The 15,204-nt window shown below is 49.8% G+C and carries 16 protein-coding genes; all 16 read left to right on the top strand.

Going from position 1 to position 15,204, the window contains the following annotated elements; genetic code table 11:
• The first annotated feature begins 2 nt into the window (after window positions 1-2).
• The 16 genes from rph (at window position 3) to pth (ending at window position 14,697) form a co-directional block, all read left to right on the top strand.
• Window positions 3-719 (top strand): ribonuclease PH, encoded by a 717-nt coding sequence (rph, locus tag OSQ85_RS06515; RefSeq protein ID WP_265822034.1) that lies wholly within the window; start codon window positions 3-5, stop codon window positions 717-719.
• Complete coding sequence (gene rdgB / locus OSQ85_RS06510; protein WP_265822033.1) at window positions 716-1,303, top strand: RdgB/HAM1 family non-canonical purine NTP pyrophosphatase; 588 nt, start codon at window positions 716-718, stop codon at window positions 1,301-1,303. Before rph ends, rdgB begins: the two co-directional genes overlap by 4 nt.
• A gap of 27 nt (window positions 1,304-1,330) precedes the next feature.
• Window positions 1,331-3,238, top strand: a complete 1,908-nt coding sequence (locus tag OSQ85_RS06505; RefSeq protein WP_265822032.1) for a transglycosylase domain-containing protein — start codon at window positions 1,331-1,333, stop codon at window positions 3,236-3,238.
• Window positions 3,239-3,300: 62 nt separating this feature from the next.
• Complete coding sequence (locus tag OSQ85_RS06500; RefSeq protein ID WP_265822031.1) at window positions 3,301-3,810, top strand: shikimate kinase; 510 nt, start codon at window positions 3,301-3,303, stop codon at window positions 3,808-3,810.
• Entirely contained in the window at window positions 3,803-4,840 is a 1,038-nt protein-coding gene (gene aroB / locus OSQ85_RS06495) for a 3-dehydroquinate synthase (protein ID WP_265822030.1), read from the top strand. The genes OSQ85_RS06500 and aroB overlap by 8 nt, the downstream gene beginning before the upstream one ends.
• A 1-nt stretch (window position 4,841) precedes the next feature.
• Window positions 4,842-6,215, top strand: coding sequence for a tetratricopeptide repeat protein (locus OSQ85_RS06490; protein WP_265822029.1), 1,374 nt, complete (start codon window positions 4,842-4,844; stop codon window positions 6,213-6,215).
• Entirely contained in the window at window positions 6,212-6,637 is a 426-nt protein-coding gene (gene aroQ / locus OSQ85_RS06485; protein ID WP_265822028.1) for a type II 3-dehydroquinate dehydratase, read from the top strand. The genes OSQ85_RS06490 and aroQ overlap by 4 nt, the downstream gene beginning before the upstream one ends.
• Window positions 6,634-7,692 carry a M24 family metallopeptidase gene (locus OSQ85_RS06480; RefSeq protein ID WP_265822027.1) on the top strand — a complete coding sequence of 353 codons (1,059 nt, stop codon included), beginning with the start codon at window positions 6,634-6,636 and terminating at the stop codon, window positions 7,690-7,692. The genes aroQ and OSQ85_RS06480 overlap by 4 nt, the downstream gene beginning before the upstream one ends.
• 6 nt (window positions 7,693-7,698) lie before the next feature.
• Window positions 7,699-8,268 carry an elongation factor P gene (efp, locus tag OSQ85_RS06475; protein WP_265822026.1) on the top strand — a complete coding sequence of 190 codons (570 nt, stop codon included), beginning with the start codon at window positions 7,699-7,701 and terminating at the stop codon, window positions 8,266-8,268.
• Between the two features lie 10 nt (window positions 8,269-8,278).
• Complete coding sequence (accB, locus tag OSQ85_RS06470; protein ID WP_265822025.1) at window positions 8,279-8,749, top strand: acetyl-CoA carboxylase biotin carboxyl carrier protein; 471 nt, start codon at window positions 8,279-8,281, stop codon at window positions 8,747-8,749.
• Between the two features lie 9 nt (window positions 8,750-8,758).
• The gene (gene accC / locus OSQ85_RS06465) at window positions 8,759-10,096 is read left to right on the top strand and encodes an acetyl-CoA carboxylase biotin carboxylase subunit (protein WP_265822024.1); all 1,338 of its coding nucleotides are present in this window, start codon (window positions 8,759-8,761) and stop codon (window positions 10,094-10,096) included.
• A complete protein-coding gene (locus tag OSQ85_RS06460) occupies window positions 10,093-11,685 on the top strand; it encodes a tetratricopeptide repeat protein (protein WP_265822023.1) in 1,593 nt (530 codons plus the stop codon). Before accC ends, OSQ85_RS06460 begins: the two co-directional genes overlap by 4 nt.
• Window positions 11,660-12,313, top strand: coding sequence for a hypothetical protein (locus OSQ85_RS06455; protein WP_265822022.1), 654 nt, complete (start codon window positions 11,660-11,662; stop codon window positions 12,311-12,313). Before OSQ85_RS06460 ends, OSQ85_RS06455 begins: the two co-directional genes overlap by 26 nt.
• Entirely contained in the window at window positions 12,310-13,155 is an 846-nt protein-coding gene (ispE, locus tag OSQ85_RS06450) for a 4-(cytidine 5'-diphospho)-2-C-methyl-D-erythritol kinase (protein ID WP_265822021.1), read from the top strand. The genes OSQ85_RS06455 and ispE overlap by 4 nt, the downstream gene beginning before the upstream one ends.
• Window positions 13,155-14,105 (top strand): ribose-phosphate pyrophosphokinase, encoded by a 951-nt coding sequence (locus tag OSQ85_RS06445; protein WP_322874088.1) that lies wholly within the window; start codon window positions 13,155-13,157, stop codon window positions 14,103-14,105. The genes ispE and OSQ85_RS06445 overlap by 1 nt, the downstream gene beginning before the upstream one ends.
• A complete protein-coding gene (gene pth, locus OSQ85_RS06440; protein ID WP_265822019.1) occupies window positions 14,098-14,697 on the top strand; it encodes an aminoacyl-tRNA hydrolase in 600 nt (199 codons plus the stop codon). The genes OSQ85_RS06445 and pth overlap by 8 nt, the downstream gene beginning before the upstream one ends.
• Window positions 14,698-15,204: the final 507 nt, after the last annotated feature.

Below are 15,204 nucleotides of genomic sequence, written 5' to 3'. Positions count from 1 at the left end.
TAATGCGCAGACATAACAGGGCAAATGACAGCATGAGAGAGATAAGGATCGCAGGCGATTATATAAAGCATCCTGCGGGTTCCGTTTTAATAGAGTTCGGCGATACAAAGGTGATATGCACGGCTTCGTTCAGCGAGGGAGTGCCTCCGTTTCTTAAGGGTTCGGGCACGGGCTGGGTTACTGGTGAGTACGGAATGCTCCCCGCCTCCACCCACACCCGCAACCAGCGTGAGGCGCGCAAGGGCAAGGTGGACGGGCGTTCTCAGGAGATTTCCCGTCTTCTTGGCAGGGCGCTGAGGGCTTCTGTTGATATGACAAAGCTCGGCGAGAATACGATCATAATAGACTGCGATGTTATTCAGGCGGACGGCGGAACCAGAACCGCTTCCATAACCGGCGGTTTCGCGGCGCTCAGGCTTGCGGTGAATAAAATGCTTTCTCAGGGTGTTCTGGCGGAAGATCCGGTTATTCAGGCTGTGGCAGCGGTCAGTGTAGGGATCGTAGACGGTGTTGCTATGCTTGATCTTGATTATGACGAGGATTCCTCAGCGGAGGTTGACCTCAACCTTGTTGCGGGAGCGGACGGCAAAATAGTGGAGATTCAGGGTGCGGCGGAGAAGCTTGCCTTCGGGCGTGACAAGCTTAACGAACTGCTTGACCTCGGTTTTCACGGACTTAATGCCCTGTTTGCCGCTCAGAAGAAGGTGATAGAGCTGTGAGACTCTGCGTTGCCACAAAAAATGCCCATAAACTGAAAGAGATAAAAGAGATTTTAAGCGGGCTGAACGTTGATGTGCGTTCGGCTTACGAGTTTACAGAAAATGACTTTGACGTGGAAGAGACAGGCTCCACTTTCGAGGAGAACGCAGCTATCAAGGCTGATGCGCTTTCCGCACTGATAGACGGATATGTGATAGCTGATGATTCCGGCCTGTGTGTGGATGCACTCGGCGGAAATCCGGGGATATATTCCGCGCGGTATGCGGGCGTCAAAGCTTCGGACGCGGAGAACAACGCTCTTCTGCTGAAAAATACGGAAAATACCGCCGATGAGGATCGCACCGCGAGGTTTGTCTGCGCCGTTGCGCTTTCAAAAAACGGAATCACGGAGAAGATTTTCCGCGGTGAATGCAAAGGGATGCTCGGCAGGGCGGAGAAAGGGGCGAACGGCTTCGGCTATGACCCTCTCCTTGTAATGCCGGACGGGCGTTCTCTGGCGGAGTATTCGCCGGAAGAGAAGAACAGGATAAGCCACAGGTTCCGCGCACTGGAGCTTTTAAGAAAATATCTGGCGGAGAAATAGCCGCTTTTATTGAGAAGGTGAGTTAAGGTGAGACTGTTAAGGTTCTTCAGCGGGCTTATAGTTCTTGTTGCCATGCTCTGTTACGGAGTCCTCACTTTTTATAAGGGTGAGAAGATGTTCTTCGAGCATTTTCTCCCTGCTGATTATTCCATCCCCAGCCTGAACAGGCACGGACAGTCCTTCACAGTGTATGATTCCGCAGGAAACCTGCTGGAGCAGAGGACATTTCTGCGCAGCGAACCGTTCACCCCGGAGGAGACGGAGCTTCTGGGCGAGTGGTTCAGGGTGCTGGATCTTGAGCTTGACGGGTATCCGCTTCCGAAGGAGACGGCAGACCTCTACTTTATGGACTGCATGAAGATAGAGACCGAAGCAGTGAAAAGCTACATAGTCAGCCATTATACCGACAGGCTGCTGGAAGGAACTCCCGTTACGGGGATAAGGCTGAGGTTTCTGCGCTATCTCACTGCGGACAGGCTCCTGAAAAGCACCGGATTTCCCGCTCTTTACGCCGCATATGCGGACAGCATAGTCATCGGCGGCGATACCTACGGCATAAAGGCCGCATCCCAGACATTCTTCAACCGCAACATCCACAGGGCAAATCAGAAGGAGAAGGCATTTCTCTTCACCATGCTGAAGGACTACACCCTGTATGACCCGATAGAAAACTTTGCCGCTGCGGAACGCAGGGCTAATATATATCTCCACCTGCTTTACCAGCGCGGCATACTGGAGCGGGAGGAGTATCTGCATGCCAGAGACTACAGGCTTGCCCTCAACATGGCTAAAGACCCCGAACCGCAGGAGATAGAGTACCTCCGTGCAGTGGCGGAAGAGCTCAGGACGCTTGGTGTGGAGGCGGGTGAGCCATGCGAGGTTCATACATTCTTTGACCCTGAAAAGACAGAGATGCTCCGCAGCACTGTTGCTGAATATATGAAAACACAGGAGGCCGGGCTGCAGTCCGCCTTTGTTCTGCTGGATGCGGAGAAGGGCGGGATAGTGGCGATGACCGGCGCCCGTGAAGGGAAAAGCCTGAAAAGGGCGTATTACACCAAAAGGCAGACCGGTTCCACCTTCAAGCCCATAGTTTATGCCTCCGCTTTTGACAGCGGCCTGCGCCCCACTGATTTTGTAAACGACAGAAGGCATGTTTACAAGCTTGGGCGGGGCAGCTATTCCCCCAGAAACTTTGAAGAACTGTACATGGGTAACATCCCCGCACGCAAGGGGCTGGTTTACTCCCTAAACAACGCCACAATCCAGCTTGCTGTGAAAACAGGGCTTGAGCGTGTGGCGGAGAATGCCGTGAAAATGGGTATGAAGGCTGATGTGCGTCCTTATCTGGCGATGCCGCTGGGCATATTCGCAGTTACTCCTGCCAATCTGGCGCAGGTATACGGAACCATGGCCGGATACGGTATTTACAGTGAACGGGGGCTGATTGAGAGAGTGCAGTTCCCCGACGGCAGAATCATAACGCCCGGTGCGGAAAAAACCAGAGTGCTGGATGAGAAGGCAGTGTTTCAGACCCTGTACATAATGCAGGATGTGCCGAGAATAGGCACTGCCAAGGGCAAAGGGCTCATAAAGGGAACCGCGGCAAAGACAGGAACCACTGATGAATACCGCGATGCATGGATGGCCGCCGTTTTCCCGCCTTATGTGGCTGTGGTCTGGGTAGGTTATGACAGCAACAGAAGCATGGGGGAGAAGGGAACAGGGGGAACAAAGGCTGCGCCTCTGGTGGCGGCTGTGCAGAAGAAGCTCTTTGAGGAAGGGCACGAAGCAGTTTTTCCCGTGCCGGACGGAGTAGGTTTCTACAAGGTTTCCTCAGCGGACGGCAGACTGATAACAGACAGATGTGCATCGAAAAGGGGCTACACCGAAGCTCTGGCAGCGGACAATCTGCCTGAGGAATGCGTCAGGTAAGTCAAATATAGCTAAATAATTCAAAATGATATAAAGTATAAAGTAAACTGAGGGCGGTCTTTATGAAAAAAAATATATATTTAATCGGTTTCATGGGAACAGGGAAAAGCACAGTGGGCAGACTTCTAGCTGACAGGCTGGGCATGGAGTTCTGCGATACGGACGCTATGGTGGAAAAGAGAGCGGGAAAGACAATCACAGAAATTTTCGAGGATCTGGATGAGGATGCTTTCCGCGTTATGGAGACTGAAATCCTTAAGGAGATAACCGGAAAAGGGAACCTCGTTGTTTCCACCGGAGGCGGAATAGTTGTCACCAAAGGGAATATGGAGATAATGCGCTCTGCCGGAAAACTGATTACGCTTATGGCCTCCCCTGAGCAGATTTTTGAAAGGATAAAGGATGACCGCGGCAGACCGCTTCTTAATGTGGACAGCCCGCTGGACGAGATAAAAAGGCTTATTTATGACAGGGCTCCGTTTTACATAAATACGGATTATATAGTCGAGACCACCGAGCTCAGCCCGGAGGATGCGGCGGAAGAGATAATAAGGTTTGTGGAAAATGCGTAAGATACGTGTGGAACTCGAAAAACAGGTGGATGACTCATACGATATACAGCTGTCATCAGACTTCATAGAGGATGTGCTGACAGGTTACGAGGATGCATTCTTCCTTGCGGATTCCACTGTATACGCATTTTATGAGGAGCTTTTTCAGGGGCGCAGGACTCTTGTTCTGGATGCCTCAGAAAAAAACAAAAGCATGGAATCTTTTATCAGGGTGCTGGGATTTCTCCACGATAACGGATGCAGAAGAGACGGCAGGCTTGTTGCTGTCGGCGGCGGAATAACTGGGGATCTCGGTGGATTTGCCGCATCAGCGTATATGCGCGGAATAAGTTATGTTCAGGTTCCCACCACTCTTCTTTCCATGGTGGACTCATCAGTCGGCGGAAAAACGGGGATAAACTTTCTCACCTCAAAAAACAACATAGGCGCCTTCCATCAGCCGGGGGCGGTTTATATAGATACTGACTTTCTCAGAACCCTTGATGATGACGAATACCTGAACGGTATTGCCGAGGTGATAAAGTACGGGGCTATTTTCAGCGGTGATTTCTTTGATATGCTGCTGGAAAAGAGGGATGCACTGCTTGAGCGTAATGCCGATGTGCTCCTTGATGTAATAGCCGAGTGCTGCCGGATGAAGGCGGAAGTGGTTAAAGAGGATGAGAAGGAGCAGGGTGTGCGCAAGCTCCTCAACTTCGGCCACACCTTCGGCCACGCAATCGAAACCGATTCGGGCTTCACCGTTAAGCACGGCTTCGCTGTGGCTGCGGGCATGTATCTGGAAAACCTGTTCGGGCTCAGGGAGGGCTACTGCTCTGAGGCATCTGTAAGCCGTCTGGGTGAGATTCTGGATGCTTACGGATTTGAAAAGGAATATAAAATAAACGACCCGGAGGTCTTTTTCTCCGCTCTGTCAGCCGATAAAAAGGCAGATAAGAAGGGGCTCACGGTGGTTTTTGCACCTGAGATAGGCAAAGGCGAATGGGTGAGCGGAATAAAAACAGACACGGTAAAGGACTTTTTCGGCTGATATGGACGAAATAAACCGTTCCAAATATCTTAATGACATAGAATATTTCTCCCGCAAGCTGGAGGAGGATCCGGCCTCAAAGCTGTTTATGCCTCTTTCCGTTGCCCTGCTGAAACTCAATAAATATGATGATGTTATATACTACTGCGCCCACGGGCTGGAGCATTTTCCTGAGTTTCTCGGAGCGAAAACAGTCATGGCTCAGGCCTACATGGGCAAAGGGAAAGTGGAGGATGCGAAAGGGCTTCTGAAGCAGGTTATTCTGGTAAACCGTTTCAACTACAAGGCGAACAAGCTCATGGGCGATATATACCGCGCCGAGAGCGACATCCCCCGCGCACTTGAGTATTACCGCAAGGCATATAAGATTTCGCCGGAGGACAGAAGGCTCGAAGAGGATATTATAGAGCTTGAAAACCTTCTGGAAAACGGATTTCAGGAAGCCGGAGATATTGACCTGCCTGACGGAGACGGCGATTTTGTGGAGCATATGGCGAGTGAGCTTGCGGATGAGGTGAAAACTGAACTCGCGCACGATACCTACGAAGACAAGGAAATAGCTGAGGATGAAATAGAGAAGACCTTTCAGGAAATCTCCGAGAAAAGCACTGAGGATGAAGAAGGCTTTGATATGGATGATTTCGGCAGGGAGGACTTCGAAGAGGAGATCAGGGAAAACCTTCTTGCCAGTGTGGATGAGGAGATAAAGAGAAAAGAGATTCAGGGTGATATAGTTAACCTTGATGAAGAAGATATTCTCTCCGATGTTATCGATGAGAAAATACCCGACAGGAAAGAGGCGGATATTGACGCACCCATCGGGCTTGATGACTTCGCCGCGGAGATAGCAAAGGCGGAGGATGACGCAGTTATGTCATTCATCGGAGACGCTCTTTCATCCTTAGGGTCATCTTCATACGGCGATGAGATAGTTTCTGATTATAAAAAGGATATAATAGAAGACAGCGAAGCTGAGGAACACATCCTTCCAGAAATGGAGGAAGTGACTTTTGCCGAACCTCAGGAGACTCCGGCGGAGCCGGAGGAAGAGTTCAGCGAGGTTTATGAGCCTGAACCGGAGGAACCGTCAACAGCAGAGCTTCCGGAATCGGAGCCGGAACCTGAACAGGAACCGGAAATTCAGCTGTTACCTGAGCCCGTTTCTGAGCCGGAAGAGGAGCCTGCCCCTGAGCCAGAAGAAACCGAAGAGCCTGAACCTGTTCAGCCGGAACCTAAACAGCTTACGCCGCAGGAAAAGCTGGCGGAAGCCAAAAGAATGCTGATTGAGGCGCAGGTGGAAACACTGGAGAACACTCTTGCCTGTGTCCTGAACAAAGCCAGAAAAAGAAAACAGCCCTCGAAGGAGGAAAAATGAAGCTGCTTATAATAAACGGACCTAACCTTAACATGCTCGGCAGAAGGGAAAGCGCGCTTTACGGAACGCACACCCTCACAGAAATCAATACCAGACTCATAGAAAGAGCGGACGGAAGGGCTGAACTGGAATTTTTTCAGTCAAACCATGAAGGAGCCATCATCGACCGCATACATCAGGCATCCGGCTTTGACGGAATCATAATAAATGCCGGAGCCTACACCCACACCAGCATAGCGATAAGGGACGCGCTCCTTGCGGTGAAGATGCCTTTTGTGGAGGTTCACCTCTCCAATGTGTACGCCAGAGAGGAGTTCAGGCATAAGTCATACCTCAGTGACATAGCAAAAGGGGTGATAGCCGGTTTCGGCTGGATGTCCTATGCTCTTGCCCTTGAGTTTTTCATGTCGGAACCGAAATGAAACGCATAGAGCGTCTTCTCGGACTGATGAAGCAGTCAGATGTGAAAAATCTTCTGCTAACAGATCCCGCGGACATTTTTTACCTCACCGGGTTCACGGGCAGCACTGCCTACCTGTTTGTTTCGCCGGAGAAAACAGTTTTCTTTACCGACGGCAGATACGCCGAACAGATCAAAACCGAAATCAGCCGTGATATAAAAGCAGTCATAGTCAAAACCTACGGGACATCACTCTCTGAACTGGCCAGACAGACGGGTAAGCTCACCGTAAGCCCCAAGTGCCCGCTGAACCTTTACAGTATGATGGATGAGAGCGCGGAGGAGATGCTTATCGACGGCAAAGACCTTGTGAGCCTCATGCGCAGCGTGAAGGAACCGCAGGAGATCGAGCTTATCAGCCGTTCATTTCAGGCTGCCGGGGAGTCGTTCAGGGAATCCCTTTCACAGTGGCGCTACGGTATGACCGAAACCGAATGGGCGGCAGTTTTAGAATATAACATGCGTAAACGAGGCGCGAAGGACAGAAGCTTCGAGACGATAATAGCCTCCGGCGAAAGAAGTGCACTGCCCCACGGCACTGCCGACACACGGGTCATAAACTCAGGGGATCCGGTTACCGTGGACTACGGATGCAGGTTTCATTACTGCAGTGATATAACAAGAGTGGTTTATGACGGAAGCGACCCATTTGTTTTTGAGATAATCGACATTGTCAAAGGGGCAATGGATGCCGCAAAGGCTGTGATACGCCCCGGAATAAGGTGCGCGGACGTTGATAAGGCAGCAAGGGATTACATCGAGAAAAAGGGCTACAGAGAGTATTTTAACCACGGTCTCGGACATGGTGTGGGCATAAATGTACATGAAGCCCCCTCGTTCAATTTCCGTGATGAGACAGTCCTCGTGCAGGGCATGGTGCTCACCGTTGAACCGGGTATTTATCTTCCCGGCCGCTTCGGTGTAAGGCTTGAAGACACAATGGCTGTAAGTGAAAACAGTTGTGAAAATCTTACCGCTGTGCTAGAAGACTACGTTTATAAAATCCTTCAGAGGTGAAGCCCGATGATTACCCCCAACCAGTTTAAGAAAGGCGCAAAAATAGAAGTTGACGGTGAACCTTACACTATCGTCGAGTATCTTCATATAAAAATGGGCAGAGGCGGAGCCAACGTCCGTACCAAGATCAAAAGCCTTCTTTCAGGCAACGTTATAGAAAGAACCTACAAGTCTGACGAAAAAATAAAACAGCCGGACTTCGAGGAAAAAGAGATGCAGTACCTCTATAAAGACGGCGAATCTTACGTCTTTATGGACAACGAAACATACGAACAGGTGTTTGTACCCGAAGGTGATGTGGGTGAGCTTGCGGACTTTATGCCCGAAAACCTCAATGTTTATGTGCTCCTTTTCAACCAGAAACCTATGGGAGTGCAGCTTCCCAACTTCGTGGAACTTCCCGTTGCACAGACTGACCCCGGTCTCAAAGGGGACACTGTGAGCGGCGGCTCCAAACCTGCCACTGTTTCCACAGGCGGCGTTGTGCAGGTTCCTCTTTTTATTAATGAAGGGGACGTTCTTAAAATTGATACAAGGACAGGCACTTACATGGAAAGAGTAAGGTCTGCCAGATAGGAGGAAGACTTTGGAACTTAAAGACATCAGGGAACTGATACGCTTCATTGACAAGTCGGAAATTAAAGAATTTGAATACGAAACAGAAAACGGGGAAAGAATTTACATCTCTAAAAAAGACGATACACCTGTATTTGCAGCCGCTCCCGCAGCCGCATATGCACCTGCTCCCGCCGCAGCGGCAGCACCCGCTGCTCCCGCACCCGCAGCGGAAAGCAAGGATTCCGGGCTGAAAGGCAATCAGGTTGAGATAAAAACACCCATAGTGGGTACATTCTACGAAGCTCCCTCACCCGGAGCAGAGGCTTTTGTAAGAGAGGGGGACACTGTTAAAAAGGGTCAGACTCTCTGCATAGTTGAAGCTATGAAAATCATGAACGAGATTGAAGCCGAGTTCGACTGCAAAATAGTGCGTAAAGTCGGACAGAACGCTAAACCTGTTGAATACGGCGAAGTAATCTTCATCGCAGAGCCACTTTAGGATAAGGCAATGTTTGAAAAGGTTTTAGTAGCTAACAGAGGTGAAATCGCGCTGAGGGTTCTGCGCGCCTGCAAGGAGCTTGGCATCAAGACTGTTGCCGTTTACTCCGAGGCGGATAAGGAATCCCTTCATGTCGCTTTTGCCGATGAGGCGGTCTGCATAGGGCCGTACCAGTCGTCAAAAAGCTATCTCGACATCAAAAGCATCATAGCCGCCGCCGAAATAGCTAATGTGGACGCAATTCACCCCGGCTACGGCTTCATGGCGGAAAATGCCAGCTTTGCAAAAATCTGTGAGGAATGCGGGTTCAAGTTCATAGGCCCTAAAGCGGAGCACATTGACCTTATGGGCAATAAATCCCGTGCCAAGGACGTTATGAAAGGCTTCGGCGTTCCCACTGTTCCCGGCAGCGACGGCCCCGTGGCTTCCGCCGATGAGGCGCTTAAGATAGCAAAAGCCATCGGCTTTCCCGTGATGATTAAGGCTTCCGCAGGCGGCGGAGGAAAGGGGATGAGGGTTGCGCTCAATGAAATGAGCTTCCTCAACAGCTTTCAGCTTGCCCGCTCAGAGAGCCTTAACGCTTTCAATTCGGATGAAATTTACATCGAGAAATTTATAGAAAACCCCCGCCACATCGAGATTCAGGTCTTCGGTGACGGCAAGGGCAAAGGTCTTCACTTTTTTGAGCGCGAATGCTCCATCCAGAGACGCCACCAGAAACTTCTGGAGGAGGCTCCCAGCTCAGCCATCAGCGAAGCCACAAGGAACAAAATGGGTGAGATTTCAGTAGCCGCCATTGAATCGCTCGGCTATGAGAATGCAGGAACCATTGAATACCTTGTGGATGATAATGAAAACTTCTACTTTATGGAGATGAACACCAGAATTCAGGTTGAGCACCCCGTGACAGAGATGATCACCGGCTATGATCTCGTTGTGCTTCAGCTGAGGATAGCTGCGGGCGAACCGCTCACCATAAAGCAGGAAGACATCAAAATCATAGGTCATGCCATAGAGTGCAGGATTAATGCGGAAGACCCCGAAACTTTCCGCCCCTGCCCCGGAAAGATCGACGGATATATTGTCCCCGGCGGTTTCGGAGTAAGGGTGGATTCAAACTGCTATCAGGGCTACACCGTTCTTCCTTATTACGATTCCATGATAGCGAAGCTCATAACCTTCGGTAAAACAAGGGAGATGGCCGTAGCAAGGATGAGAAGGGCTCTCGGCGAGTACGTCATAGACGGCATAAAGAGCACAATCCCCCTGCACGAGCGCATACTTGAGCACCACGCATTCATCAAAGGCGATATAACAACCGCCTTCATAGAGAAGTATTTCGGATGAGAAGCTTTCTCATTCCGCTGACTCTCTTACTCACATTAACATTTGCAAATCAGTCAGCCTCTGCCCTTGAACAGGCAGAGGTTGACTCTGTTTACATTGAGGCGCTGTATGCCGCTGATGACGGCGATCTGGACACTGCGACCTCTCTCCTTGAAACAATCAAAAAACCTGCGAACGACCCATACATCTATATAAAACTCTCTGAGCTTTACATAAAACTTCAAATGTACGAAACCGCCCGACACAGGCTCAGCGAAGGTTTGGGAGTTTTTCCGGGTGATGCCGAACTTAACTTCTCCATGGCGCAGCTTTACCTTTTCCACTACAGGGATGCAGGCATGGCTGAAATTTTTGCTGCCGATGCCCTGAAAGAGGAAAGGGACATAAAATATCTCTACCTCATGGCTGATCTCTACAAGATCCTGAACGATGAGGCAAACCTCATGCAGATCCTTGATGAGCTCATTATTAAGGAACCTTCTGCAAGGGTGCTTGTGGAAAGGGGAAACCTGTACAGAAACAAAGGAATGCTGGCAGAAGCCGAAAGTGACTATCTGAAAGCATATGAACTTGATGAAGACCTCGGCGCGGCAGCAAGGCTCGCCGAGATACATATAGAAAGGGAAGACTATGAAAAGGCAGTGAAATACCTTTCCATCCTCTCTGAAAAACGTCCTGACTTCGTTCTCTCCGACCTGAAACTGGCTGAGATCTACAAACGCGCCGACAACAGCACAAAGGCGCTTGAGATCTTCAAACGTATTCTCCCCAAGGTTGAAGGACGTGAGAAAATCTATGTTCTCAGGCAGATAGCCGGAATCTACTACTCCACGGACGACTATAAAAACGCCCTTGTGTACTTCAAGCAGGTAGCGGAACTTGCTCCGAACGATGTTCAGGTTTTTTACTCCATGGGCGTGATAAGCGAGATGGAGAACAAGTTCGCCGATGCGGAGAAGTATTACCGCAAGGCTATAGCAGTACGCCCTGATTATGTCGAGGCAAGAAAACGCATCGGCTTTATCAGCCTCAAGGATAAGAAGTACGATGAAGGCATTAAGGTTATAACAAAAATTCCTGCCGACCTGCGCGATGTTGACTATTACCGCATCACAGGAGAGCTTTATAAAGAGAAGGGAACCCTCTCAAAGGCATATGAAGTGCTGAGAAAAGGTTATGAGGAGAACCCCTCCTCCGTTGAGCTGGTGATAGATTTTGCCCTTGTGCTTGAGAAGCAGAAGAAATATGACGAATGTTTCGAAGTGCTTAAGGATGCGCTTGAGCTTAATCCCGGCAATCCGTCCCTGATGAACTTTCTCGGCTACACCTACGCCGATCTGAGCATAAAGCTTGACGAAGCCTACACGCTTATAGAAAGCGCACTGGCGAAAGACCCCGAAAATCCCGCCTATCTTGACAGCATGGCGTGGGTGCTCTACAGGTTTGAGAAATATGAGGAAGCTTACGGCTACCAGATACGTGCCCTCAGAAAAGCACCTGACGAAAAAGAGATCCGCGACCATATGAAGGCTATTCTGGAAAGGCTGGAGATTAACAAATCGGTTGATGATATTCTCAAAGGTAAATAGAAACCCCCTTTTTCTCAGGTCAGTAAGGCTTCTCTCCGCTATTGTTCTTATAATTGCGTCCGGCGTGTCATGCGCGCCGAAGCATTACTTCCTTATTCAGGACAAAAATACCGTTCTCACTGAAATCGCCTCAAAAAACAGGCAGACCTGCGCTTACAAAGGGCGTATATCCGTGATATATACCGACACTGCAACGGATGAGGATGTGCGCTTCCGCGCTCTTCTGGACAAAAAATGCACCGATGAGTTCGATATGAAAATACTCGGCGCTTTTTCAAGGGTGATCTACGACATCACATACAGGTACGGTGATGTGAAGGCATATGAAAAAGGCGTGGAAAGCAGCGAGAAGATAAGGCTTTTTATGAAAAACCGCGGACTGGACGGTCTGATCCTCGGACTCCGGTTCCCCTACGCTTTACCTGACGAATCGTATGATATGACCCTGACGGAAAACGGCTACATTTTCCGCAAACCGTATGCGGAGATAGAGGCGGGGAGCGATATGATGATCAGAAGCATCAGGCTTGGTGAAGTTGCTTATGAATACGGCTACAGCGGAGCTTCGGTATCATTCATCAAAGTAAAAAACGGCGCAAAAACTCTAGAAATAGGTCTTCAACCTTGATAAGCGTAAAAAGCTTCGCGAAAATTAATATTTTTCTCCATATAAACGGCAGAAGGGCGGACGGTTATCACGACCTCCAGACCCTGTTCGCCCAGACAGAACTGCACGACACTATCACGATTGAGGAAGCTGAAAAAACTGAGCTCAGGTGCAGTGAGGCTTCTGTCCCTGCTGACTCATCCAATCTGATAATAAAAGTGAAAAATATCCTCGCAGAAAAATACGGCTTCCGGAACGAATACAGCATAACCCTTAACAAGAATATCCCCGCCGGCGGCGGACTCGGCGGCGGAAGCTCCAATGCGGCATGCTTTCTTAAGGCAGTCAACAGCCTGTCCGGTCTTGGGCTTTCATACACTGATATGGCGGATATTCTGGGCTCCATAGGCTCGGACACAGTGTATTTTCTCCATGACAAGCCATGCTACGCCGAAGGGCGGGGAGAGGTGATTGTCAGCGAAGCGGAGCTGCCATGTGCGCCCGTTCTTCTGGTTAATCCCGGCATACATGTTCCCACCGGCGAAATATTCCGGGGCGGAAATTTGAAGTTGACGGCTAAGGCAGATCTGTCTAGAATGCCCCTCGTCGCGGGCTATGCGGAGCTTACTGCCATGCTTGAGAACGGGCTTGAGGCGGCGGTTTTCGCCAAACACCCCGTTTTGAAGGTACTTAAAACATCCCTGCTTGATTCCGGCGCGGAAGGCGCCCTAATGAGCGGCAGCGGGTCCACTGTTTTCGGTGTCTACAGAACGGATGAACAGCTTGAGTCCGCATATTCCGTAATCAAAGAAAAATTTGCCGGTTACACGGTATTCAAATCAAGGATAAAAGGAGCAGGTTGATGAATTTTCTTCTGTTTTCGGGCAATGCGAACAGAACACTGGCGCAAGGCATAGCCACGGAACTCGGCGTAAGACTGGGGGATGCCACAGTAGGCTCTTTCAGCGACGGAGAGATAAGAGTAAAAATTAATGAGAGCGTAAGAGGAAGAGACGTTTTCGTTGTTCAACCAACCAGCGCCCCTACTGATAAACACCTGATGGAACTTATGATAATGACTGATGCACTTAAAAGAGCCTCAGCCGGAACCATAACAGCCGTTATCCCTTATTTCGGCTATGCACGTCAGGACAGAACATCAGAACCCAGAGTACCTATCACTGCAAAACTCGTAGCAAACCTTCTCGAAACTTCCGGCATAAACAGAGTAATGACCATGAACCTTCACGCCGGGCAGATTCAGGGCTTTTTTGATATACCCGTGGACAACCTCTATTCCTCGCCTGTTATAGTCAAATATATGATAGACAACGGAATGAAAGGTGAGGACTATGTGGTTGTTTCCCCCGATGCGGGCGGCGTGGCCAGAGCCAGAATATACGCCAAGCTCCTCGGAACCTCACTTGCGATAATCGATAAAAGAAGAAGCGCTCCCAACGCTGCGGAAGCTATGCACGTTATCGGTAATGTTGAAGGGAAAAACGTAATTATAATTGATGACATGATAGACACGGCAGGTACGCTCACTCAGGCCGCTAACGCAGTCATGAAGCACGGTGCAAAATCAGTTATCGCTTCTGCTGCTCACGGAGTTCTCTCAGGCCCCGCCATGGAGAGGATAACCAACAGCGTGCTGGAGAAGGTGATTATCTCCGACACTGTGGAACTGGTTAAGGAAAAACAGAACTCCAAAATAGCAGTTCTCAGCGTAGCAGGCATCTTTGCAAAAGCTATAAACAGAATACAGCATAAAGAGAGCATAAGCTCACTGTTTGAAATGGGGCATGAGTAATCTGCTTATAGTAGGTCTCGGCAATCCGGGGAGCCAGTACGCCAAAACCAGACATAATCTGGGCTTTATGGTGGCTGACAGACTCGCCGAACGTTTCGGAACAGGCTTTAAGGATGGATTCAAGGGGCTTTGGGGCGAGTTTCGCACGGATGAAAAACACTTCATCCTCAAACCCATGACATACATGAACCTCAGCGGCCAGTCCGTTGCACCGTTTATGAGTTTTTATAAGATCGAAGCCGAAAGCCTCATTGTCATTCAGGACGATCTTGATATGGAGTTCGGGCGCATAAAATTCCGTAAGGACGGCTCAAGCGGCGGCCACAACGGGATAAAGTCTATTATCGAGCTCATAGGCACTGATAAGTTCGTCAGGCTGAAAATGGGAATAGGCAAAAGCAGACGCGGCGAAACCGTGGGGCATGTTCTCGGAAAGTTTGAGAGCGATGCCGAGCTGGATAAGTTTATTGAACTGGGCACGGACGCAGCGGAAGCACTCGTGAGAAACGGGCTGAAATCAGCCATGAATTCATATAACAACAAATCGGTTTTCGACGGGGAAGAAGGACAGGATAAGACTCAGCAGGTTTAGCCTGCTTCAAATCCTCCCCCGCCCTCCTTTAAGAAAGGAGGGAGCTGCGCCTTGCGAAGCCGAACTTGGTTTTGCGAACTGTCATGATTAAGGTACATGGATGTACCCGCGGAGTGCGCACCGGAGCGAATGCGAGGAGCGCAAACGAGCGAGAGCAGCAAGAAGCTTTGCTTCGCAGGCTGCGAGTGAGCAGAAACTACAGGAAGTAGGTTTCTGCGAACTATCATGAACGGACAGGATGTACCGTGCACCGAACTGAGAAAACGATGCAGGTTTTGAACAGGGAGAATACATTAACTTATCCTCCTGCTAAATATATTTAATCATTGAGGAGCATGTGACGTAACCCCAACTCCACGGAGGGAGTTGCGCCGTGCGAAGCGAAGCCGTGTTTATCACGGCGCGAGCGTGTGTATAAATCCGACAGGATGTGCGGATTTATACACTGATAAAGCGTATCGGAAGTTAAACGGTGACAGCCGTTAATCGGCTCATGCCGAAACATAT

This window comes from Geovibrio ferrireducens (assembly GCF_026226615.1).
Taxonomy (GTDB): Bacteria; Chrysiogenota; Deferribacteres; order Deferribacterales; family Geovibrionaceae; genus Geovibrio; species Geovibrio ferrireducens.
This window is presented reverse-complemented; position numbering and strand designations above follow the sequence as displayed.